Here is a 23,227-nt window from a genome sequence, read left to right as displayed (position 1 = left end):
ACGCTGGCGATAGCGCAGCTCTACATCTTTCATCCCATGATATTTATCCGGCAGTGGCAGCAGGGACTTGGTGAGTACTTCCAGATCTTTTACTTTGATAGATGTCTCGCCTGTTTTGGTTTTGAAGACCGTACCGGTTACACCGACGATATCTCCAAGATCCAGAATAGTGAATGCTTCGTATTTGGCTTCAGGTACAGTGTCTTTGCGAACATAAATCTGAATACGTCCGCTCAGATCCTGAATATGTGCAAAGCTTGCTTTACCCATGCCGCGCTTGGTCATGATACGACCAGCCAGACTTACTGTTACTTCTTTTTCTTCGAGCTCTTCTTTGGTCATCGTCTCGTAGGTATGCAGCAGGTCTGCTGCATTAGACGTGCGTACGAACTTTTTGCCGAATGGATCGATGCCCAGTCCGCGCAGTTCGTCCAGTTTGTCACGGCGTACCTGCAGTAGCTCGTTCAGTTCACTTTCACTTATGTGTTCCTGTTCTTCTTGACCAGGATTCAATGTTTCATCAGACATCGCTGGGTCTCAACTCCTTTGAAGGTAATAACTTGCCGGCTCTCTCATAACTATAGAAGGAAGCAGATACCTATATAGATAAAGGTTGCACTGGGTCTATCGCAGACAGATCATCCAGTCGCCTATGCGATCTGGCAGCAATCCTTTTTGGACACTGTACTTCACGCTCTACGTCATCTCGCCTGCAGCCGATCCAATACAGAACCTCTGTACAAGCCGCTATATTCAGTCAACAAGCTACATAATTATAGTGTACTTGATTTGAGGACAATCTGAAATCTCTAAAACCGATATTGACGCTTATTTCGCAAAAACCGTGCTTATTTCAAGAAAAAAGCTCCCCTAGGGAAGCTTTTTGGTCAAACCGTAAGTATACATAATAACTACAGCTCGCTGTAAAGCGCATCTGCCAGTTATTCAGGTACGTACATCTTATCTTTTGATTTCCAAGATTTTGTACTGGATGACACCAGCAGGTACGTTAACATCAACTACAGTACCTTTTTGTTTGCCCAGGATTGCTTTACCTACCGGGCTCTCATTGGAAATCTTGTTCTGGGAAGGATCGGATTCGGCTGTACCTACGATCGTGTACTCCATTGTGTCACCAAACTCCAGATCTTCAACGATAACGGTTGCACCAATGCTAACCGCATCTGTATCAATCTCATCACTGTTGATAATACGTGCATTGCGCAGCATTTTCTCCAGTGTAATTACGCGTCCTTCGATGAAAGCTTGCTCGTTTTTGGCATCTTCGTACTCAGAGTTTTCACTGATATCACCGTATCCAATGGCAACTTTGATACGTTCCGCTACCTCACGTCTTTTGACGGACTTGAGGTTTTCCAATTCATCTTCCAGCTTGCGTAGACCGTCCTGTGTTAAAATGAATTCCTTATCGCTCATCTCAACCAATTCTCCTGTCATGTGAATAATTTTCGAAAATTCGCTTTGGGGTCTCCCAGCATGATAATAGCCAGTGATTCAGAAACAGCGAAGACTCATGCAAGATGATCAAAACGATAGTGACGCAGGGAAATTCCCCAGAGGATATATGATATCTAATCATGGACTCAGGCAAATTTATACTGCAAAAGTATATGGGAATGAATGTGAAATGTCAACCAAAAGGCTGGCTCAGACGGTTGCGGGTGCAGCACATTGTACCTGTACAAACGGCGCTGCTTCATGATCCGCTGCCGAAGCGACATGATGGGGCTGATTCTCCAGGAAATCCTGAAGGATTCGTACCATTTCGTCGCGTTGGGTTTCTTCCATAATGGAATCTTTGATTTTGGCAGATCCTTTTAGACCTTTGAGGTACCAGGACAGGTGCTTGCGCATTTCCCGAACAGCTACTACTTCGCCTTTGAGGTCAATCAAACGATCCATATGCAAAATGGCAATACGGATTTTCTCCTCGGCGGATGGATCGGGCAGCAGTTCACCGGTTTTGAGATATTCTACTGTGCGATACAACATCCAAGGATTACCGAGCGCTCCGCGGCCGATCATTACGCCGTCGCAGCCTGTTGTATCCAGCATCCGTCTCGCATCCTCGGGCGTAACGACATCCCCATTACCGATCACGGGAATAGATACCGCTTCTTTGGCCTGTTTGATATAAGACCAGTCAGCCTGACCGGTGTAGAGCTGCTCGCGGGTACGTCCATGCACACTGATGGCTTTGCCACCGGCTGCTTCTACTGCCTTGGCGTTCTCGATCACATAGATATGATCATGATCCCAGCCGATACGCATTTTAACGGTTACCGGTTTGTTGACATTGGCTACGACTGCGGCAACCATTTCGTTAATTTTGTTGGGATCCAGTAGCCAGCGGGCACCGGCATCGATTTTGTTGATTTTGGGAGCAGGGCAGCCCATGTTGATATCGATAATATCCGCATTGGTATCCTGATCCACTACTTTGGCTGCTTCTACCAGGGAGGAACGGTCACCGCCGAAAATCTGCAGGCTGATTGGTTTCTCGCGCTCGTCGACAAACAGCATTTTATGAGTACGTTTGTTACCGGCCAGAATTGCTTTGTCGCTGACCATCTCTGCGCATACCAGACCGGTACCAAATTCTTTGGCAATCAGACGGAATGCCGGATTGCATACACCGGCCATCGGGGCAAGGACGACCCGATTTTTCATTTCAATATCACCAATTTTGAACATCTGAGGATTGACTCCTTTGTTACTGCTGCTCTTATCATTCGGATAAGCAAACACAGTTTATACATTAGTTGTACCATGCTGCGGAGAATGTTCTCCGGTCATGGCTGATATAGAGGCAGACTGTATACGACAAGCGGCCAAAGGCCGCTATTTATTTCAATTTTGAAGGAAACGACAAAGGACACGCACCCGCATAACGAACATCCTGCTGCTGATCGGCAACCTGCTGGAGTGCATTTTCGACAAGAGAGAATAATGCAGGCGTATCAGCAGTTACAATCTCCTGCAGCGGCACCAGTACAAAGGCCCGCTCATGCATACGCGGATGCGGCAATTCCAGCGTCTCGGAGTTCAGATAAAGATCATCCATCCAGAGCAAATCGAGATCTACAGTACGCGGCCCCCAGCGTATATCCCTTACGCGTCCAAGTTGGTTCTCAATATGGAGCAAAGTGGACAGCAGTTCATGTGGACTCTGTGTTGTATACACCTTAACTGCCATATTCAGAAAAGAAGGCTGATCCACATAACCAACCGGTGCTGTCTCATAAAAACCCGAACAGCGGATCACGGAAATATCGGCATATTCCTCCAGCATTTGTATCGCCTCGACCAATGTCTGCTCACGATTGCCCAGATTAGCGCCTAAAGCAATATAAGCCTCTGAATAGTCAGAGGGAACGGATGAATTCATAACCTGCACTCACTTTCGTGTACGCCGCAATTCAACAGTCACGCCCTGGAAATGAATATCAAAAGGCGGATGCGGCTTGGTCACTCTAACGGTCAATACATGTACCCCAGTATAAGCTTCCAGCAGGGTCGACGCAATACATTCAGCAAGAGCTTCAATCAATTTGAATGATTTTTTCTCGACAACAGCTTTGACCTGTTCATGAATCTCGGCATAATTGATAGTTTTCTCCAGATCATCGGTTTGACCTGCTTCGGACAGATCCAGCTCCAATTCCAAATCTACATAAAAACGCTGACCCAGTTTGCGTTCCTCTTCAAATACACCGTGATAACCGTAATACTCCATTCGGTTGATAATCATCTTGTCCACTGTCTATTCCTCCTCATGTCAGTTGCTGTATTTTCCCGGCGATCCGGCAGCCTGCATCATCGCATCGCACATGGTTGCCATTCGTTTGTTGGGCTTCACATCGTGTACACGGATAATCTGGCAGCCCTGGGCAATCCCGAATGCTGTCGTCGCGGTTATACCTTCGACCACATCATCGGCAGGCAGATCCAGCACTGTGCGTATAAATCGTTTGCGTGAGGTACCAAGCAGGATAGGATAGCCGAGTTCTGCCAGCTCATCCAGTCTGCTCATTAGCTCCAGATTATGATCCGCATGTTTGGCAAAGCCAATGCCAGGGTCCAGAATAAGATTATCGGGCTGAATGCCGGCTTGCAGAGCAAGTGTAATGCGCTGCTGCAGATCATTTCTCACATCCGCTACCAGCTCGGTGTAATTCATATCATGACGGTTGTGCATCAGAATATAAGGGCAATTGGCTTCGGCGGCTACAGCGAACATCCGCTCATCCGCCATGCCTCCCCAGACATCATTGATTATATGGGCACCGGCTGCCAGTGATTGTCTGGCTACTTCTGCTTTGTACGTATCAATAGAAAGTGGAATATGCGGCAGATGATAACGGAGCGCTTCGATAACCGGAAGCACTCTGCCAAGTTCCTCCTGCTCGGATACCGGATCGTGACCGGGACGTGTAGATTCTCCACCGATATCGATAATATCGGCTCCTTCATCAATCATACGCTGCGCTTGCTGCAAGGCATGTTCTATCGATGTATAGCTGCCACCATCCGAAAAGGAATCCGGCGTAATATTCAAAATGCCCATAATCAAAGTAGAGCGGCCCAGCTCCAGTGTTGCCGGACCACATGTGTAATGTCGTGTATAGTGTACAGGCTGTCTCACAAACGATAAGCCTCCTTTTCATAAGCTGCATATAAACGGGCAGTTATCATACCAACCGCTTGCTGCTGTACAGAGTACATGCGATCATCCGCCAACAGGCGGGTTACCGGCACAATTTCCTGGATAGAATTTGTAAGAAATATTTCGTCTGCGGCGAGCAGGTCCTCCCAGCTGTAGAGTCCTTCTTCCACAGGGATATCGATATGCCCGGCCAGCTCGATAATATGCGCGCGGGTAATACCAGGTAGGATACCGGTACCCAGCGAAGGCGTATGAAGACGATGATCTTTTACAAAAAATACATTGCTGACGATTCCCTCGGCGATCTCTCCTCTGGAGGTGAACATAAGCCCTTCTACACCAGCAGCCGGTTGATCCCCATACTGAAGCAGCTCCTGCTTGCCCAGTATACTGTTCATGTAGTGCAGTGACTTCAGACGAGTATCGCCCTCCGGTGTATTGCGCAGCGTATGCAATTTGCGCAGGGATTTGCTTCGGACAGACAAGTGCTGCTGCAGACTCTCCAGCTCCGCTGCCGAAGAAGGGTTCGATGAATCCGGAGAATCCAGCTGAAGTCGGCGAGGGCTATCCGGCAGTGCCTTGGCGTAAATGACAACAGTAGGCTGCTCATAGGCACCGGAAGGCAAACCCAGTATATCTATCCCGGCAGTCAGCGTGTAGCGGATATAGGCTTCCTCCAGATCAGTGGCCTGCATCAAGGAATGAATATGCAGGCGGATCTGCTTCTCATCCGCCTGCCAGCGAATAGAAAGAGATTCACAGCCAGCTTGCAGTCGCTCCAGATGACGATCCAATAAAAAAGGCTGTCCATTGTACGTACGGAAAGTCTCAAACAGTCCCATTCCATACAAGAAGCCGTGATCCATGACGGAGACCACGGCCTGATCTATAGGTGTAATCACACCATTTATACTGACGTACTGCATCATACGATCGCTTTGTCTACTTTGCGGCTCAGGAAATTACGCAGAATCGTATGCCCATGGTCCGTTACGATAGATTCCGGATGAAACTGTACACCCTCGATCGCATATTCTTTGTGACGAAGTCCCATGATCTCGCCTTCTTCGGTCTCTGCTGTAATCTCCAGGCAATCCGGCAAGCTGCTGCGCTCTACAATCAATGAATGATAACGGGTCGCTGTAAATGGAGATGGCAGACTCTCAAATACCGAACTGCTCTGATGCAAAATCGGAGAAGTCTTGCCATGCATCAGACGCTCTGCACGGATAACATTGCCACCAAATGCCTGACCGATCGCCTGATGGCCCAGACATACACCAAAAATCGGGATCTCGCCTTTGAACTGCTGAATCACATCAATCGTAATGCCGGCTTCTGTCGGTGTACACGGCCCCGGCGACAACAGAATATGATCCGGTGCGAGTTCACGAATACCGTCCATATCAATCTCGTCATTGCGACGTACAACAACCTCTTCTCCAAGTTCTCCCAGGTACTGTACCAGGTTATACGTAAACGAATCGTAGTTATCAATTACAAGAATCATGAGTAATCCTCCCTTTTCTGCAGAGCCGCATCGTACTGTTCACTCAGCAGTACAGCTCTTGCCAACGCTCTGGATTTGTTAAAACACTCTCTGTATTCGCGGTAAGGATTGGAATCGATCACGACACCGGCTCCAGCCTGCATATATGCCATATCTTCTTTGACGGTTAACGTTCGGATAATAATATTTAATTCCATATTGCCGTTATAGTCAATCCAGCCCATCGAACCGGTATACGCTCCCCGGCGTGTCTGCTCCAGCTCTTCTATAATCTCCATCGTGCGAATCTTCGGAGCACCGGTAATCGTTCCGCCCGGAAAAACAGCTGCAATCACGTCATATACATCACGGTCTGCCGCAAGTTCCGCTTCGACACCGGAGACCAGATGCATCACATGCGAATAACGCTCGATCGTCATCAGCTCCGGTACACGTACCGTTCCATAGCGGGCGATACGTCCCAGATCATTACGCTGCAGATCCACCAGCATAATATGTTCGGCTCGCTCTTTGTCATTACCCGTAAGTTCGGCTTCCATCGCCTGATCTTCCTGCTCTGTCATTCCGCGGCGGCGTGTACCTGCAATCGGCCGGGCTGAAACGGAATCGCCTATCACGGAGACGAGCAGCTCCGGTGAAGCAGATACCAGCTGGAAACCAGGCAGACGCAGCAGCCCCATATACGGTGACGGATTGGTCACTCTCAGCCATTCATAAATAGATTCCGGTGCTGTCGATATCTTGCGCTCGCTGCGCAGAGACAGGTTCACCTGGAATACATCACCCTGACGAATATATTCCTGTACAGCGAGCACAGCCTTTTCAAACTGTTCCTGCCGGAAACCGGTGGTGAAGTGGTGATGATCTTCCCTCGAATCGGTCGAAGACAGTGGATGATTGAGCAGAAATTGCTGACGATGGTGCAGAGAGTGAGTTTCTTCTCCAGCTGCTTTATACCAGCTGTTCCACTGTTCCAGCATTCGTTCTGCCTGATGTGCTGCCTGATCGTAGGCTTGCTTGATAGGGTATGATAAAGATGCCATAGCATTCTGATCTGTATACTCCAATGATGCAGACCATTCTGCTGCCGATGCTGTATGCACACAGCAGTAGAGCTTGCCCTCCTGATGATCGATCACCCAGATGTGGTCAAACTTCATCCAGACGTAATCCGGCAGATCCAGATCGTTTTGGAGCTGTTGAGGCAGCTTTTCCAAAGAACGAGCGACATCGTAACCGAGGAATCCTACACAACCTCCCGTAAAAGGTGGAAGTTCCTCTACACGCGGTGCATGGTGAGCTGACATCCATTCGCGCAGCATTTCCAGTGGTCTGCCAGTCATTTTGGAAACAGGCATCAACTGTGGTACCTGTCCCGTAGCGTTGATTGGTGCATATTCGTGAATAACTGCCTCGTTACCTTGACCGCTCAGTAGAGACATCGGTCGCAGTCCTAGATAGGTATACCGTCCGTTTTTACCATTTTCCAATACAAAAGAATGAGGATACTGCTCGTTCCATACCGACTCCCAGCTATCCGGCAGCAACTGGCCTTTTAGCGATACTTCTATCATATAAGGCAGCTGATTGAATCCCTGCTTCAGCCATTGCTGCCAATCCTGTAAGGATATACATACTCTGGTCAATCTGCTTCCTCCAACCTGATCACTATAGTTTGTCGTTAGTATACTAAAGCGGTTGGCAATTGAGAAGCACTGCTGCGAAATACGCTCTATATGTTTACACTATATCTCTGCCGAGCAGCTGGAGGTTGCAGCAAATAAGCAAAACGCCCCTGACTTCTATCCGTAGACAGAAAAAATCAGAGGCGCAGGAGCAGCTGTTAATCAATAACGGCTGCTTGGCATACATCAAGCTTCGAAATTGTACAGTGGTGTGCTCAGGTAACGTTCACCGTTACTTGGAATAATAACCACGATGCGTTTGCCTTTGCCCAGCTGCTTGGCAACCTTGAGCGCAGCATGCACAGCAGCACCGGAAGAAATGCCGGACAGCACGCCTTCTTCCTTGGCTACACGACGAGCCGTTTCAAAAGCTTCATCATTCTCTACATGAATAATCTCATCGTAGATATCCTGATTCAGAATTTCCGGTACAAAGTTCGCACCGATCCCCTGAATTTTGTGAGGACCCGGTTGTCCGCCAGCCAGAATAGGAGAAGCCGCCGGTTCTACCGCATAAATTTTGATATCCGGGAAGCGGCTTTTCAGCACTTCGCCTGCTCCGGTAATCGTACCGCCTGTACCGATACCTGCTATAAAGGCATCCAGTGTTCCACCAATCGAGTCAATCGCTTCGGCGATCTCGGGACCGGTTGTTTCACGGTGTACTTTGAGGTTAGCCTTATTGCGGAACTGATCGGCGATAAAATAATCCGGATTCTCGCTCAGGATATTCTCGGCTTTTTTGACTGCTCCGTTCATGCCTTCCGATCCTGGAGTCAGCACCAGCTCGGCACCGTAAGCACGCAGCAGATTGCGGCGTTCCAGACTCATCGTCTCTGGCATTACGATTACGCATTTGTAGCCTTTGGCTGCTGCGACCATCGCCAGACCGATACCGGTGTTACCGCTTGTCGCTTCAACAATCGTACCGCCAGGCTTGAGTACGCCCTGCTTTTCCGCTTCTTCCACGATACTCAATGCGATACGGTCCTTGACGCTGGAACCCGGATTCTGATATTCCAGCTTCAGGTAGATCTCTGCGCTATCTTCCGGTACTAGACGATTCAGACGAACGAGCGGAGTACCTCCGATCAATTCGGTCACGTTATTTACGACTTTTGCCATGCTGTTGCCCTCCTTCAGATAATGGAACGTAGCTGTGGTAAGTTCACTGCCTATCTATGTTTTCAAACTACGTTATTCCGAGTAAAATAGTTGGTATTAGTATGCTTTAATATTATCAATCCCGTCGGATAATGTCAATGTTCCCGGCCCAGAATCCTACGGTGCAGACGATAAAATACGGGCATTGTACTTACTGCGCAGCTTCTGCTCAAGTTCTGTCAGGGGCTCTGCCTGGGCAAGTGCCGCTTTGCGTTTTGCGGTCTCCCGGCTGAGCTGCAGACTGGAGGAAGACGGTGTACGAATATCTTTGACCTGTACGACAGCATAGTGACCGGTGCTGAGTGCCAGCGGACCCATCACTTCTCCTGCCTGCATCTGTGAGAGAACCTTGATCACTTCAGGCGGCTGAAAAGGATCATCCTCATCGATCCAGCCGAGCTCCCCGCCTTTGCCGGAAGAAAAGGAGTCGATCGACAGCTTCTCCGCTACTGCCGCAAAATCTTCACCATTCTCGATACGCTGCACCGCTTCTTCGGCAGCCTGCTCGGTATCGGTCTCGATCCATGCCAGATCATACTGGTGTTGCGCAGTCTCCTGTGCGTGCTGCTGCAGATAATCCTCTATCTGCGCATCACTCACTTCGATGCTTTCAGTCGCTATCTTTTCCAGCTGGATCTGATATTTGGATTCCTGCTGCAGATCTTCGGGAGTCAGACCGAACTGGGTCTGCATTTCCTTGTAAAAGGCCTGCGGTGAGGCGTATCCGCTCATTCGCTCTGCCAGATCATCCCGGATCTCTGTATCACTGACCGTAATATGACGCGCGTCGGCTTCCAATTGAACAACCCGCCGGTTTATCATCTGTGTCAGGGTCTCCTGACCATATCTTTTTTTCAACTCGCTAATCCATGCCTGTTCACTAATAGATTCATTGCCTACCACTGCCACATCCGTTTGATCCCCAGAATGCTGAACTGCCCGGATCACCCAAAAGGCTCCGAGCAGCATAATGATGACTATGAATAAGACCATGACGGCTGTCCATACCGGTGATTTAACCTTCGTCATATGTCTTGATATCCCTTAATTTCTGGCTGAAGCCAGAATGCGTTCCAGGTCCTGACGGTCAAACTGGTATTTCTCGTTACAGAAATGACATACCACTTCTGCCTGTCCGTCTTCTTCGATCAGTTGTACCAGCTCATGCTCGCCCAGGCTGACCAGTGTCTGTTCAACACGTTCACGGGAACAGGAACAGTTAAATACGATATCCATACCGTCCATAACTTCTACATCCGGCAGAATGCGTCCGAGCAGCTCTTCCAGCTCCAGCCCTTCGTTCAGCAGCGAAGTTACCGGCGGCAGGGTACCCAGTCCTTTTTCCAGCTGATCAATCTCGGCATCGGTCAGACCCGGCAGCAGCTGGATAATGAATCCGCCTGCTACGATAACCGAATTATCCGTATCTACCAGTACGCCTACGCCTACTGCAGATGGTGTCTGTTCGGACGTTGCAAAATAGTACGTGAAATCTTCGCCCAGCTCTCCCGATACGATCGGTACACTGCCGCGATAAGGATCTTTGAGTCCCAGATCCTTGATGACATAAATAAAGCCTTCGGTTCCGACTGCTCCGGCTACGTCCAGCTTGCCCATTGCATTGCTCGGCAAATGAACATGCGGGTTATCCACGTAACCGCGCACTTCACCTTTAGCATTGGCATCGGCAACAATCTGTCCGAGTGGTCCATTTCCTTTGACCTGAAGAGTCAATTTCTCTTCGCCTTTGAGCATGGCGCCCATCATGGCTGCTGCAGTCAAGGTACGTCCCATCGCTGCAGTCGCGGTTGGCCATGTATCATGACGACGGCGCAGTTCCTCTACCAGATGCGTAGAGCGGATAGCAAATGCACGTACTTTGCCACCCATTGCTATTCCACGGATCAGACGATCCGGTTGTGTATTGCCATTATGTTGTTCCATATATAAATGAACTCCTCTCGTTCTGCCTGCTTGATCGTGATGTCATACAAAGGACATATAGTCTATTATAGGGTACATTGCAGCTGAATTCGATAGCTGCTGTGCAAAAATGCGTATATTACCTATCATAAGCATCTGATTACCAACTGTACCATGTTCTATCTATTGTAATTAGACGCGATCATCACGTCAAAAGTTTTGCCGGGGAGAGAAATAGCCATTACTCTCCACTGCGTGGTGCAGGACGGGCAGTACCGAGATTGCGTTCATAAATCAGTCGAAGTCCTTCCAGGGTCAGCATGGGATTCACTTCGGTTACCGTTTCGGTTTCACTCGAAATGAGCTCCGCCAGTCCACCGGTTGCGATAACTCTGGCGGTTACGCCCATTTCAGCGCGGATTCTTTTGACAATGCCATCGACCTGACCCGCATAACCGAAAATAATACCGGATTGCATGGCATGAACCGTATTACGCCCGATGACTTTACGAGGCTTTTCCAGTTCAATATTAGGCAGCTTGGAAGCACGCTGATACAGCGCCTCCGTGGAGATGCCGATCCCTGGTACGATAGCGCCGCCCAGGTAGTTCCCCTGCTCATCAATACAGTCAAAGGTGGTTGCGGTTCCAAAATCGACGACAATCACCGGACTGCCATACAGGGAAATAGCAGCGACGGCATTTACAATCCGGTCTGCTCCCACTTCGCGCGGATTCTCGTAACGCAGATTCAGGCCGGTACGTATACCCGGTCCGATAATCATGGGAGTATGATGCAGATATTTTTCGCACATCTCTTCCAGTGTATGCATAATCGGCGGTACAACAGACGAAATAATAATTCCTTTGATATCTGCGATAGCAACGCCGGACATCTGAAACAGTTGATGAATAGTCACTCCGTATTCATCCGGTGTTGCCTGGCGATTGGTACTGATACGAAAATGATGCAGCAGCTTCTCGCCTCTATATACGCCAAACGCAATATTCGTATTTCCGATATCAATCACCAATACCAATGCGTGTCACTCCCTCTTCTTGTTTCCCAGATCCAGACTAATATCCAGATTATCAAAAGAATAGGTCAGTCGTCCAACCGAGATAATATCGATCCCTGTCTCGGCCAATCCGCGAATCGTGGTGAGCGATACATTTCCCGAAGCCTCAATACGGACATGAGGACTCTGACTGCGAATCAAAGCGACTGCTTCGCGCATCAGCTCATGATTCATATTATCCAACATGATGATATCTGCACCACTTTGCAGTGCTTCTGTGACCTGCTCTATCGTCTCGGTCTCTACTTCGATGGTCATCGTATGCGGAATCTGTGCCCGTGCAGCCTGAACAGCTGGCAAAATGCCACCGGCTGCTTTGATATGATTGTCCTTGATCATGACTGCATCATACAGACCGAATCGGTGATTGCTGCCACCACCAACGCGGACAGCATACTTTTCCAACATCCGGTGGCCGGGTGTAGTCTTGCGCGTATCGACAAGCCGTACCGGCAGCCCATCAATCATATCCACATACTGACGGGTGCGGGTAGCGATACCGGACATCCGCTGCAGCAGATTCAGCGCCAGTCTTTCTCCGGTCAGCAGCGAATGGGTGCTGCCCTCCACTCTGGCGATAATATCTCCCTGAGCCAGAGACTGTCCTTCTGTCGCAATAGCCGTGAACTGAAGAGCAGGGTCCACTGTCTGAAATACATGCTCGGCAACAGGCAATCCGGCCAGAATACCGTCCTGCTTGGCATGGATAACAGCTACACTGTGATGACCTGTTGGAACTGTAGCAGCAGTCGTAATATCACCCGATCCTACATCTTCCTGCAGCCACAGTTTGATCCAATTCGTAAGATTCTCCTGATATCCATTAAACGTCATCTCTATTCTCCTCCATAAGTCCGCGCGTAATATGCTGTAAAGTATGCTTTTGCCAATTCAAATCATTGCGTTCCGGGAAATCTTCGCGATAATGTCCACCACGGCTTTCCTGACGATACCAGGCAGCCTGCAAAATCAGAGCGGCACACAGCTGCATATTGCGCAGCTCCAGCTGTTCATAGGTACAATCCTTATCAGACAGTTCGGGTAACCGGGCGAGAAGCATTATTCCTTCCTGCAAAGTATCGCCACTGCGGCTGATGCCGGCATATCGGGTCATGATCTGCTGCAGCTGCTTCCGGATCTCATGCTCATCCATAGCAAGCATTAGATCGGATGATAAGTTTGTGAATTTATTTACATTTCTCTGGTCGGAAAAATAAGATTGTGCCATACGCGTCGCTAAGGACGAACTTATCCTGTGTATCTGCTGGTTCCCTCTGCTGCGTGATTCGCTCAGCGTATCTCTGTGATCAGCGGCTATCAGATCATATTCAGCATGTATTGTTTCTGCCAGCGGAGTACTCCAATGCGTGTAGAACGGCTCTGTGTCTGCCTTTCGGACAGACCAGGAAGAATCCATAATGCGCTCGATAATCCTTTTACCAAATACGATCGCTTCGGATAGTGAGTTGCTCGCCAGCCGATTCGCTCCATGAACGCCGGTGGACGATACTTCACCACAGGCAAATAGCCTGTGAATACTGCTTTCTCCGTATTCATCCGTACGGATGCCGCCCATCATGTAATGAGCTGCAGGTGCAACCGGTATCCAGTCGGAGGATAGATCCAGTCCATAATTCAGGCAGGTCTCATAAATGGTCGGAAATCGCCGCTGCAGCATCTCTTGCGTCTCATGTGTAATATCCAGATACACGTTCGAGCTGCCGTCCTGCCGCATCTCTTTTATGATTGCCCGGGCGACAATATCACGTGGAGCCAGATCACCCAAAGGATGATATCGCTTCATAAAAGCTTCTCCCTGCCGGTTCCGTAAAATCGCGCCTTCTCCTCGTACAGCTTCGGAGATCAGAAAACGGGGAGCCCCGGGATAACAGAGTGCTGTCGGATGAAATTGTACAAACTCCATATCCCGCAGTATAGCACCCGCCCGATAGGCTATTGCCAAGCCATCCCCGGTCGCTACATCCGGATTGGTCGTATGTTCATACAGCTGACCGCCTCCGCCTGTGCACAGAATCGTCGCTTCTGCCTCCACATACACTCTGGTACCATCCGGCCGCTGTACTATCGCACCGCTGCATTCTTCTCCTTTATGCACCAGATCTACAGTAAAATGATGCTCCCAGATTGTAATTCGATCATTTTCTGCGGCCTGTCGGGCCAATGCTCTTACAATCTCACAGCCGGTCGAGTCCCCATTGGCATGCAAAATACGGCGATGACTATGTGCTCCCTCACGTGTCAGCTCCAGCTGGCCATCAGTTGTATCAAAAGCAGTCCCCAGACGTATCAGCTCCTGTACACCTGATGGGCCTTCATGCACGAGGATATCCACCGCTTTTGCTGAACAAAGGCCTGCTCCCGCGAGCAGTGTATCCTCGCGGTGATAAGCGGGCGAGTCGTCATCGCTGATCACTGCTGCAATACCGCCCTGGGCATAACGGGTGTTGCTTTCCAGAAGGGCTTTCTTTGTGATTAATAGCACGTTCTTATGTTCACTTGCGAGGATAGCCGTGTACAAACCTGCTATTCCCGAGCCAATAATTAATATATCCGTGGTCGTCTGCACCAGATGATGATGCACTTTTTTATCCGACTGGTTATATTCCGCATTCATCCTATACGCCTGCCTTTCTATTGACCGATTCTAGGAAGAAGAGACTTCCAGCATACGCTCCAGCGAGATTCGTGCACGGTCAGCGATAGCTGGTGGTACATAGATTTGCGGCTTCATTGTTTCCAGGCAGTTTACGAGCTTTTTGAGGTTGTTTACTTTCATATTGGGACATACCAGGTATTTACTGGCAAAATGAAATGCTTTGTCCGGGCTGTCCTTGCGCAGCTGATAGCCGGTGCCATCTTCTGTACCCACAATAAATTCCTGACAGTCCGACTCCCGGCAATATTTAATAATCGCAGTCGTACTACCTACAAAGTCACCCAATGCCACTACTTCGGGACGGCATTCCGGATGAACGACAAACTGTGCATTCGGATGCTTGGCTCTCATCTCGATCACATCTTTGACAGTGAGCATATCATGGGTATTGCAGTATCCTTCCCAGATGATCATTTTCTTGTCGGTATGCTGCTGTACATAGTGACCGAGGTTTTTATCCGGCACCCAGATAATTTCGTCGGAATCGACGGATTGGATAACTTTGACCGCATTGGCGGACGTACAGCAGATATCGGTTTCTGCTTTGACATCGGCAGAGGAGTTGATATAGGTGACTACTTTGGCATTCGGATGCTTTTCCTTGAGCCGGCGCAGTCCGTCTACATTGACCATATCCGCCATCGGACAGCCTGCTCGTTCATCCGGGATAATGACGGTTTTGTTTGGTGCGAGAATTTTGGCGCTTTCTCCCATAAAATGAACCCCGCAAAATACAATCGTATCCGCATCGGTCTGTGCTGCTTTTTGAGCCAGCAAAAAAGAATCTCCCCGAAAATCAGCCACTTCTTGAATCTCGTCCCGCTGATAATAATGTGCCAGAATAATAGCATTTCGTTCCTTTTTCAGCTGCAGCAGACGCTCCCGTAATTGTGCATCACGTTCTGCCTTTTTCTCCAATGCCAGAGCTTCCATGAATTCATCTCCCTGTAATAGTTTGAGACAGTTTTCACAATCTTGAACGTTTATCGTTCATCATTGAATAGATGATCTAACCTACTTTGTGAAAAAAATCTCGTAGTCGACTGCGAAATGTGTCAAAATTGTGATCAACATCTCCAATAATGTACACAATCCTTGATAGGATTGTCAATCGGTTATTGGGCGCAAAGTTAACATTTATTTCATCAAAATACGGATCGGTTGTTTAGCGCAAGGAACTATCCATAACGAGGATTATTTATTCTTTTACCAACCTATACAAAAAAAGCCTGAAGATCTCTAAGATCTTCAGGCTTTTAATTTAAGGAAATAGTATGGAATTAGATGGTCGGCGTGCCGCCACCAGAGCCACGGTTATCATCAGAACCGTCTGTCGGATTGTTTGGAATAGTTCCGCCCGCTCCTGGAGCTGATGATGGGTTGTTGTCTTTTTCAAGACGTACCTGGGAGTCGCCAATGCTGTCAAAAGTAGGTTCGCCACCTTCGGAAGGACCGCTGTCGTTACCGCCAGTTGTACCTTCACCCAAACCTTCCAGTGATCCTGTTTCGATCAGATGTTTGATTTGTTCGAAGTCCAGTGTCTCTACTTCAAGCAATGTCTGTGCAACCAAATGCATTTCGCGAGAGTGCTTTTGCAACAGCTCACGACAACGCTCGTACGACTCGGTAATGAAGCGATTCATTTCCTGATCGATTTCGTAGGCAATCGCATCACTGTAGTTCTGCTCATGTCCGAAATCGCGTCCCAGGAATACTTGACCCTGCGAGTTACCGAACTGCATAGGACCAAGCTTCTCACTCATACCGTATTCTACGATCATGCTGCGCACGATGCTGGTCGCCTGCTGGAAGTCACTGTATGCGCCGGTACCAATCTCACCGATATACAGTTCTTCCGCTACACGTCCGCCCAGGAGACCGGTTACTTTATCCAGCAGTTCCTGTTTGGTCACGAGAGTGCGATCTTCTTTTGGCATCATGATTACATAACCGCCAGCACGTCCGCGTGGTACGATTGTTACTTTGTGTACCATATCGGCATGCTCCAGGAAGTAACCAACGATCGTATGTCCTGCTTCGTGGTAGGCTACGATGCGTTTCTCGCGGTCACTGATCACGCGGCTGCGTTTCTCTGTACCTACGATAACACGGTCAATCGCTTCGTCTACCTCGCGCATGGAAATATCACGACGGTTGCGGCGTGCTGCCAGAAGCGCTGCTTCGTTCAGCAGGTTCTCCAGATCCGCTCCGGTAAAGCCGGTTGTACGCTTCGCAATAATGTCCAGTTTGACATCCTTGGTCAGCGGTTTATTACGTGCATGGACTTTCAGTACCGCTTCACGGCCTTTGACATCCGGACGATCAACCGTAATCTGACGGTCAAAACGACCTGGACGCAGAAGCGCAGGGTCCAGAATATCCGGACGGTTGGTTGCCGCTACGATAATAATACCTTCGTTGGCTCCAAAACCATCCATCTCAACGAGCAACTGGTTGAGCGTTTGTTCACGTTCGTCGTGACCGCCGCCCAGGCCAGCACCACGCTGACGTCCTACTGCGTCAATCTCATCGATAAAGATGATACATGGCGCATTTTTCTTCGCATTCTCGAACAAGTCACGTACACGGGATGCACCGACACCGACGAACATTTCGACGAAGTCAGAACCCGAGATGCTGAAGAACGGTACTCCTGCTTCACCGGCTACAGCGCGAGCAAGGAGCGTTTTACCTGTACCCGGAGGACCAACGAGCAGTACCCCTTTAGGGATACGGGCACCAACGGTGTTGAATTTACGCGGATCTTTGAGGAAATCAACCACTTCGACGAGTTCCTGTTTCTCCTCGTCTGCACCGGCTACATCCTCGAAAGTAATCTTTTTCTTTTCTTCGTTATACAGACGAGCACGGCTTTTGCCAAAGTTCATCACTTTGCCGCCGCCACCCTGAGCCTGATTGAAGAGGAAGAAGAAGAGAATAAACATAATCACGAGCGGGATCATGGATGTAATAAAAGACAACCAGATACTGTCGCCTTCCTTAGGCTTAACGGTTACCTGCGTCCCCTTGGTTTCACTGGCAGTGTTGATTAGATCCAACGCTGCGTCGGTGGCAGGGATGTAGGATGAAAACTGCTTGGTCTTTGCACCTTCAGGCTGCTCTTTGTACATACCGGTAACCAGATAAGCATAGTTATCATATTGAATCGTTACCGATGCTACATTACCGCTGTTCAGTGCGGCTTTGAGCTGGTCATATCTTGGATTATCGGCAGCTTCACTTCCGTCACTTACGTAACGGACAATGCCCACCACGACTAAAAAAAGTATTAAATAGAACCCAGAATTCCGGATGAACCGATTCATCCCCTACCTCCTCTCAAGACACTTAAATTATTTTACCATAGCCCGTCTGACCTTCTCAATAGATGGCAGAGTGCAATAACAGATATTGTTAATAATGAGCATAATACCCATTCATTACTCTTTATCCATTATTGCCCGCAGGACCGGTAATTAGTTCGAATAAATTTCCGGTTTTAAAATCCCGATGTAGGGGAGATTCCGGTAATGCTCGGCATAGTCCAGACCATAACCAACAATAAAGGCATCCGGGATAATGAATCCTGTATAATCTGCCTCCAGCTCGACTGTTCTGCCTGTCGGCTTATCGAAAAGGGTTACTACACGCACACTCTTGGCACTGCGACCACGCAGAATCTCCATGAGGTAGCTGAGCGTAAGACCACTATCAATAATATCTTCAACAATCAGTACATCACGGCCTTCTACAGATACGTCCAGATCTTTGATAATCTTAACGACACCGGATGATTTGGTGGAAGCACCATAACTGGACACTGCCATAAAATCGATTTCCAGTGGTACTTCGATCCGTTTTACCAGATCGGACATAAATACAAATGCGCCTTTCAAGACACAGATTACAAGCGGATTGCGATCCTTGTAATCCTCACCGAGCTTCGCGCCCAGTTCCAGAATTTTCTGCTGAATTTCTTCCTCGCTGATGAGCACTTCTTTGATATCGTTGTGCAACTTGGATGAACCTCCTACATTATACTTATCAAGCTAAATCGATGGAAATCAAACATTATTTTGCAGACTTTATCCGTCTCATATAAAGACAATGAACCGAGCCCGGATGCAAAAGTGCTTCCTGTGAGCGCCGGACTCCCGGAATCCACAGTATACGGCCATGATGGTCCGTCAATAATGGCAGGCTATCACGCTGAGATAATGGTATTTTGGCATCGATAAAAAGATTTTTAACTTTCTTCGTTCCACTGCCCAGCAGCCTGATAGTATCGCCAGGACGGCGGGAACGCAAATAAAGCGGAAAATCCGTTAAATCCGCATCGAATAACGCTTCATCCGAAGAAAGCTGTAAAGCTTCGGAATCATACTCTTTCCATTCCAGCAAGCGAATCTCCATCTGATCCAAAGATCCCGGTATGGATATAACGGCATTTTCACGCTGCAGAGGAATACAAAATGGCTCTGGTTCCCCCCGGTAATCCTGCATAAACCGGATGTCTTCATACTCGCGTACGCAGATAATCCGATCTCCTATATCCAGATTCCAGCTTGTGAGATGACTGTGTACAATCTGCTGGCGGATTAATTCAATTTTGGCAAAATCAAATTGTTCAGCAGTTGATGACAGATAATTTAATATTAGTTTAATCAACCTCCGTTGTAAAGCGACATGAGCGCCTACAAAGGAAGTCACGGAAAATGAAAATGATCCTTCTTTTTCTTTAACCAATTCCGCATATAACGCCTCGGTTTGCTGCTGAATATATTCGCTTTCCGGTCCGGCAATCTCGGCAAGCCTGGCCAGTGTCGGAACCAGCTGCTTGTTGTACTGTTCCAAAAAGGGCAAAACATCCAGCCGGATGCGATTACGCGTATATTTGCGGAGCTCGTTGCTGCTGTCGTTCATGTACCGAAAATGGCACTCCTCGCAACTGCGAATGAGGTCTGCCTTGTATATACGCAGAAAAGGCCGGACAAGTTCCACATTTTTTTCGATTCGATGCATTTTGATACCGCCGATTCCATCAGGGCCGGTGCCGCGGATTATCCGCATCATGACCGTCTCTGCCTGATCATCCATATGATGGGCAAGCGCGATCGAATCCGCACTGTGTTTGGCAGCGATATTGTGCAAAAACCGGTACCTGAGTTCACGCGCGGCTTCCTGCGCGCCTTTGCCGGTCTGCTGCATATAGGCAGGCGCATCTACCTGCTCCGATTCAAACGGGATACTCAGAGCGCTGGCCTCAGCTTCGACAAAGCGGGCTTCGGCTGCCGACTCTTCCGGCCGGAAACCATGATTCATATGGGCACAGATTACGCTCCATCCGTATTCCGGCGACAGCTGATGCAGTACATGCAGCAGGGCAATAGAATCCGGACCACCGGACACAGCCGCTATAATACAGCTTCCCGGTCTCCACCATTTCTCCTGCTGGACCAGCATGCGGACATGATCAAGCAGCCTGTTCCACGTCTGCGGCTCCATATCTTTCTCCCCTAACCTTAACCTTTGATATAAATGGTAATATACAGTACGACTGCCAGCGCGATCAGTGACCAGATAAATGCCCGCTTGAGCTTTTGGGTCATCATGTCGCTGCTGCTGCGGCTGGACGGCAGCCCGGAACGGCTGATAGCTTTCCAGCTATTATATGCTTCCCTGGAATTTCTGAATTCTCCGCGTACCGCTTTTTTGAGCCAGCTGCTGTACAGAGCCAGTCCGGGAGTCTCATCAATAAGAACAACCAGATCTGCTTCACTGCGCATCTGTGGCAATCGGGTAGTTATCATTTTATGCAGAGCAGGTTCATTGAACAGCTTGATGCAGATTACTGCAAAAGCAAACAGATCATAAGCAAAATCACCTGTACGCGTACCCGCTTTCCAGTAATGACGATCATACCATTCGGTAAACTGGTGAATACTTTTGCCCTGCTGACGCGCTCCGCCGTAATCTATCAGCTCCACTTCACCTTCTTCTGTAATGATCACATGCTCTGCTTTGAGATCGCCAAATACCCAGCCGGACTCATGCAGCTCCAACAGGATCTCCAGTATTCCAAGACCGGCCATACCGATTTTATCGCTTCCACGAGAACGCAGATAGACGCTCAGCGGCTGGCCTTTTACATATTTCATAACATAAAAAGGGATCTGTCTCCCTTCGTCTTCATAATCATCAGCATCGTACAGGTAGCGATTGGAATCATTTCTTCCTGTTCGTTTCCAGTGCTTATGTAAAGAGACCAGGAGCTTGATCTCCGGCTGCAGATCATGGTTCTCCGTCGCCAGCTTGAGAGCATACGGTTGACCCTGCGGACCATCTACCAGGTATACAATTCCATTGGTTCCTTTACCCAGCGTCCGCTGAATGACATACTGCTGCCCTCTCGTTCTTCCTGTAACCGTAGTTCCTGCTGGCAATTCAGAATGATAAGACATCGACAACCGAGTCTCTCCTTCCCCTCCAAGTTGGGTCTGGTCTCAGTGTAACACAATTAAATAACCATTTTATACAAATTCAGAATCCCGATAGATCCCCTGATGAAGCTGCACAGCAGGCAGAACCTCTGGATAAGCAGCAAAAAACCGTAGATGCCGGAGCATCTACGGTCGTTATTTATATACTGTATGCCAGGTAGGGATTAACTCCGCTTGGCACCACGGCCTCCACGCTTGGATTCCGTATTTTTCTTCAATGATGAAATGCGCTCCTCGCTGTCTTTGAGGAAACGGGATACTTTATCATCGAATGTAGCTTTGGGAGCAGAAGGCTTGTTAAAGGAACGTCCTCCACGGTCACCACGGTTGAATCCACCGCCGCCACCTGGACGATCTCCTCCATCTCTTCCACCGCCGCGTGATTCAGGACGAGGTGGTCTAGAAGATGGTGCTGATGCTGCTTCTGCCGGCTTGTCTACGGCCTGCTTAATCGAAAGACCAATCTTACCATCTTTGTCGACATTGATGACTTTGACAGTAACGACATCGCCCAGTTTGAGGTGGTCGTTAACATCTTTTACATAATTGTCGGCAATTTCCGAGATGTGAACAAGACCAGTGACACCTCCCGACAGATCTACAAATGCTCCAAAGTGCGTTATTCCTGTCACTTTGCCTTCTAACTTGGTGCCCACTTCAATTGCCATAGAGTAAAATGATCCTCCCTTAAAATATACAGTAAAATCCTATAGGATTACGACCTGCGGTGATTAAATTATAACGGAAGCCGAAAATTAGGTCAACTGAGGAATAGCGTATCTTCCGACCCATTTCACAGCATTATTCAATTTTTTTCTTCGGGATCGGTAGCCCAGATTGGCTTTTCACCCGGCAAATACATGCCGTACTGCTTGCGTGCTACCTGTCCGATATATTCAGGGTCTTCCAGACGTTTGACCTCATTTTGGGATTGGGCAAGCGCAGCTTCGGCCTGAACTTTCTTGGCTTCCTGCTGGGCAAGCTCTGCCTTTTTCTCGGATAAATGAATGGATTGGACCACAAATGTATAGATTGCCCAACCAAGGAACAATACCATGACTACCATCCAAATCCGCAGCCTTCTGCGCGCTCCAGGGTTTGATGATGGAGCTGTCTGTTTTTTATGTTGCTGGCTGCCGCCTCGTATCGGCACCGGTTTTGGAATCATCAGGTCTCCTCCTTGCTCAGTCTGTCCATTTTATAATTGATTGACATAACTATACCGTCTAACTTTACATTACCACAAAATAATCAAATGTAACACTTTGTAACCAAATAAAATGACAAAAAGGCTGTTTTGTGTCCAAACGACCACAAAACAGCCTTTTCTATTAAAACGGAAAATCTTCCGATTTGGCTACCGGTTCCTCTTTGGTTAGAGTGTACATGGTTGCCGCTTCTTCTTTGCGTGTTGTATCAGCAAGTCTTTCGACGCGGACGGTCACCAGCTTCTGTCCAAACTGGACAGTGATCTCGTCGCCTACTTTTACCGTGGCGCTCGGCTTCGCTTCACGCCCGTTCAACAGGACTCTTCCCTGCTCAGACACATCTTTGGCCACGGTACGGCGCTTGATCAGTCTTGATACTTTCAGGAATTTGTCCAGACGCATTTTTAGTTAACCGCTTCTTTGAGTTTGTTACCCGCTTTGAATGCAGGAACGTTGGACTCAGGAATGTTCAGCTCTTCACCCGTTTGTGGGTTGCGTCCGGTACGTGCAGCACGTTTGCGAGTTTCGAAAGTTCCGAAGCCGATCAACTGAACTTTGTCACCGCTGGACAGTGCGCTTGTGATTTCATCAAGAAAACCGTTCAAGACAGTTTCTACGTCTCTTTTAGTCAAACCGCTATTGTTGGAAATGTTGTTAATCAGATCTGTTTTGTTCATTATTAAAAGCCTCCCAAATTTTCAAAAAAATTCAACTGGATAACATGTTCTGTCCCATGAACAGCATGTTAACATATAGCTGCTTCTCTAGTATAGTACATTCTTGCTCTCAGCCCAA

At 48.5% G+C, this 23,227-nt stretch carries 24 protein-coding genes (1 of these 24 only partly in view); all 24 read right to left on the bottom strand.

The features are described 5' to 3' along the window. Window positions 1–528 carry the 5' portion of a lysine--tRNA ligase gene (gene lysS, locus AR543_RS03210; RefSeq protein WP_060531789.1) on the bottom strand. It extends 1,011 nt beyond the left edge of the window, so the window shows 528 of its 1,539 coding nt (coding positions 1–528); it begins with the start codon at window positions 526–528; the stop codon falls past the left edge of the window. A 432-nt stretch (window positions 529–960) separates the two neighbouring features. After that, the gene (gene greA / locus AR543_RS03205) at window positions 961–1,437 is read right to left on the bottom strand and encodes a transcription elongation factor GreA (RefSeq protein WP_060531787.1); all 477 of its coding nucleotides are present in this window, start codon (window positions 1,435–1,437) and stop codon (window positions 961–963) included. A gap of 231 nt (window positions 1,438–1,668) precedes the next feature. After that, a complete protein-coding gene (gene dusB / locus AR543_RS03200; protein WP_060531785.1) occupies window positions 1,669–2,715 on the bottom strand; it encodes a tRNA dihydrouridine synthase DusB in 1,047 nt (348 codons plus the stop codon). Between the two features lie 151 nt (window positions 2,716–2,866). After that, entirely contained in the window at window positions 2,867–3,409 is a 543-nt protein-coding gene (gene folK, locus AR543_RS03195; protein ID WP_060531782.1) for a 2-amino-4-hydroxy-6-hydroxymethyldihydropteridine diphosphokinase, read from the bottom strand. A 9-nt stretch (window positions 3,410–3,418) separates the two neighbouring features. Next, window positions 3,419–3,781, bottom strand: coding sequence for a dihydroneopterin aldolase (folB, locus tag AR543_RS03190; protein WP_060531780.1), 363 nt, complete (start codon window positions 3,779–3,781; stop codon window positions 3,419–3,421). 18 nt (window positions 3,782–3,799) lie between these two features. After that, on the bottom strand, window positions 3,800–4,666 hold the full coding sequence (gene folP / locus AR543_RS03185; protein WP_060531778.1) for a dihydropteroate synthase: 867 nt from the start codon (window positions 4,664–4,666) through the stop codon (window positions 3,800–3,802). Beyond that, on the bottom strand, window positions 4,663–5,613 hold the full coding sequence (locus AR543_RS03180) for an aminotransferase class IV (RefSeq protein ID WP_060531776.1): 951 nt from the start codon (window positions 5,611–5,613) through the stop codon (window positions 4,663–4,665). The genes folP and AR543_RS03180 overlap by 4 nt, the downstream gene beginning before the upstream one ends. After that, window positions 5,613–6,197 carry an aminodeoxychorismate/anthranilate synthase component II gene (gene pabA / locus AR543_RS03175; RefSeq protein WP_060531774.1) on the bottom strand — a complete coding sequence of 195 codons (585 nt, stop codon included), beginning with the start codon at window positions 6,195–6,197 and terminating at the stop codon, window positions 5,613–5,615. The genes AR543_RS03180 and pabA overlap by 1 nt, the downstream gene beginning before the upstream one ends. Next, complete coding sequence (locus AR543_RS03170; protein ID WP_060531772.1) at window positions 6,194–7,843, bottom strand: anthranilate synthase component I family protein; 1,650 nt, start codon at window positions 7,841–7,843, stop codon at window positions 6,194–6,196. Before AR543_RS03170 ends, pabA begins: the two co-directional genes overlap by 4 nt. A gap of 225 nt (window positions 7,844–8,068) precedes the next feature. After that, window positions 8,069–9,007: a cysteine synthase A gene (cysK, locus tag AR543_RS03165; protein ID WP_060531770.1), complete on the bottom strand. Its 939-nt coding sequence runs from the start codon at window positions 9,005–9,007 to the stop codon at window positions 8,069–8,071. A gap of 156 nt (window positions 9,008–9,163) precedes the next feature. Beyond that, window positions 9,164–10,075 carry a peptidyl-prolyl cis-trans isomerase gene (locus tag AR543_RS03160; protein ID WP_060531768.1) on the bottom strand — a complete coding sequence of 304 codons (912 nt, stop codon included), beginning with the start codon at window positions 10,073–10,075 and terminating at the stop codon, window positions 9,164–9,166. Between the two features lie 15 nt (window positions 10,076–10,090). Next, a complete protein-coding gene (gene hslO / locus AR543_RS03155) occupies window positions 10,091–10,990 on the bottom strand; it encodes an Hsp33 family molecular chaperone HslO (protein WP_060531766.1) in 900 nt (299 codons plus the stop codon). A 220-nt stretch (window positions 10,991–11,210) separates the two neighbouring features. Beyond that, window positions 11,211–12,008, bottom strand: coding sequence for a type III pantothenate kinase (locus AR543_RS03150; RefSeq protein ID WP_060531764.1), 798 nt, complete (start codon window positions 12,006–12,008; stop codon window positions 11,211–11,213). Between the two features lie 6 nt (window positions 12,009–12,014). Further along, complete coding sequence (nadC, locus tag AR543_RS03145) at window positions 12,015–12,881, bottom strand: carboxylating nicotinate-nucleotide diphosphorylase (RefSeq protein WP_060531762.1); 867 nt, start codon at window positions 12,879–12,881, stop codon at window positions 12,015–12,017. After that, window positions 12,871–14,682 carry an L-aspartate oxidase gene (gene nadB, locus AR543_RS03140; protein WP_060531760.1) on the bottom strand — a complete coding sequence of 604 codons (1,812 nt, stop codon included), beginning with the start codon at window positions 14,680–14,682 and terminating at the stop codon, window positions 12,871–12,873. The genes nadC and nadB overlap by 11 nt, the downstream gene beginning before the upstream one ends. 30 nt (window positions 14,683–14,712) lie before the next feature. Then, entirely contained in the window at window positions 14,713–15,657 is a 945-nt protein-coding gene (gene nadA / locus AR543_RS03135) for a quinolinate synthase NadA (RefSeq protein WP_060531758.1), read from the bottom strand. Window positions 15,658–16,004: 347 nt separating this feature from the next. Beyond that, entirely contained in the window at window positions 16,005–18,050 is a 2,046-nt protein-coding gene (gene ftsH, locus AR543_RS03130) for an ATP-dependent zinc metalloprotease FtsH (protein ID WP_060531756.1), read from the bottom strand. A gap of 150 nt (window positions 18,051–18,200) precedes the next feature. Further along, entirely contained in the window at window positions 18,201–18,740 is a 540-nt protein-coding gene (gene hpt / locus AR543_RS03125) for a hypoxanthine phosphoribosyltransferase (protein WP_060531754.1), read from the bottom strand. A 55-nt stretch (window positions 18,741–18,795) separates the two neighbouring features. Next, on the bottom strand, window positions 18,796–20,229 hold the full coding sequence (gene tilS, locus AR543_RS03120; RefSeq protein WP_060531752.1) for a tRNA lysidine(34) synthetase TilS: 1,434 nt from the start codon (window positions 20,227–20,229) through the stop codon (window positions 18,796–18,798). 17 nt (window positions 20,230–20,246) lie between these two features. Beyond that, entirely contained in the window at window positions 20,247–21,185 is a 939-nt protein-coding gene (locus AR543_RS03115) for a protein kinase domain-containing protein (RefSeq protein ID WP_060531750.1), read from the bottom strand. A gap of 203 nt (window positions 21,186–21,388) precedes the next feature. Next, entirely contained in the window at window positions 21,389–21,892 is a 504-nt protein-coding gene (locus tag AR543_RS03110; protein ID WP_060531748.1) for a S1 domain-containing RNA-binding protein, read from the bottom strand. A gap of 137 nt (window positions 21,893–22,029) precedes the next feature. Next, window positions 22,030–22,392, bottom strand: a complete 363-nt coding sequence (locus AR543_RS03105; RefSeq protein WP_082472100.1) for an FtsB family cell division protein — start codon at window positions 22,390–22,392, stop codon at window positions 22,030–22,032. A gap of 163 nt (window positions 22,393–22,555) precedes the next feature. After that, the gene (locus AR543_RS03100) at window positions 22,556–22,834 is read right to left on the bottom strand and encodes an RNA-binding S4 domain-containing protein (RefSeq protein ID WP_017815526.1); all 279 of its coding nucleotides are present in this window, start codon (window positions 22,832–22,834) and stop codon (window positions 22,556–22,558) included. A gap of 2 nt (window positions 22,835–22,836) precedes the next feature. After that, window positions 22,837–23,109 carry an HU family DNA-binding protein gene (locus tag AR543_RS03095; protein ID WP_046216557.1) on the bottom strand — a complete coding sequence of 91 codons (273 nt, stop codon included), beginning with the start codon at window positions 23,107–23,109 and terminating at the stop codon, window positions 22,837–22,839. Between the last annotated feature and the right edge of the window lie 118 nt (window positions 23,110–23,227).

The sequence above is a fragment of the Paenibacillus bovis genome, assembly GCF_001421015.2.
Lineage (GTDB): Bacteria > Bacillota > Bacilli > Paenibacillales > Paenibacillaceae > Saccharibacillus > Saccharibacillus bovis.
The sequence above is the reverse complement of the archived record's forward strand: the minus strand, read 5'-3'. Positions and strand labels throughout refer to the sequence as shown.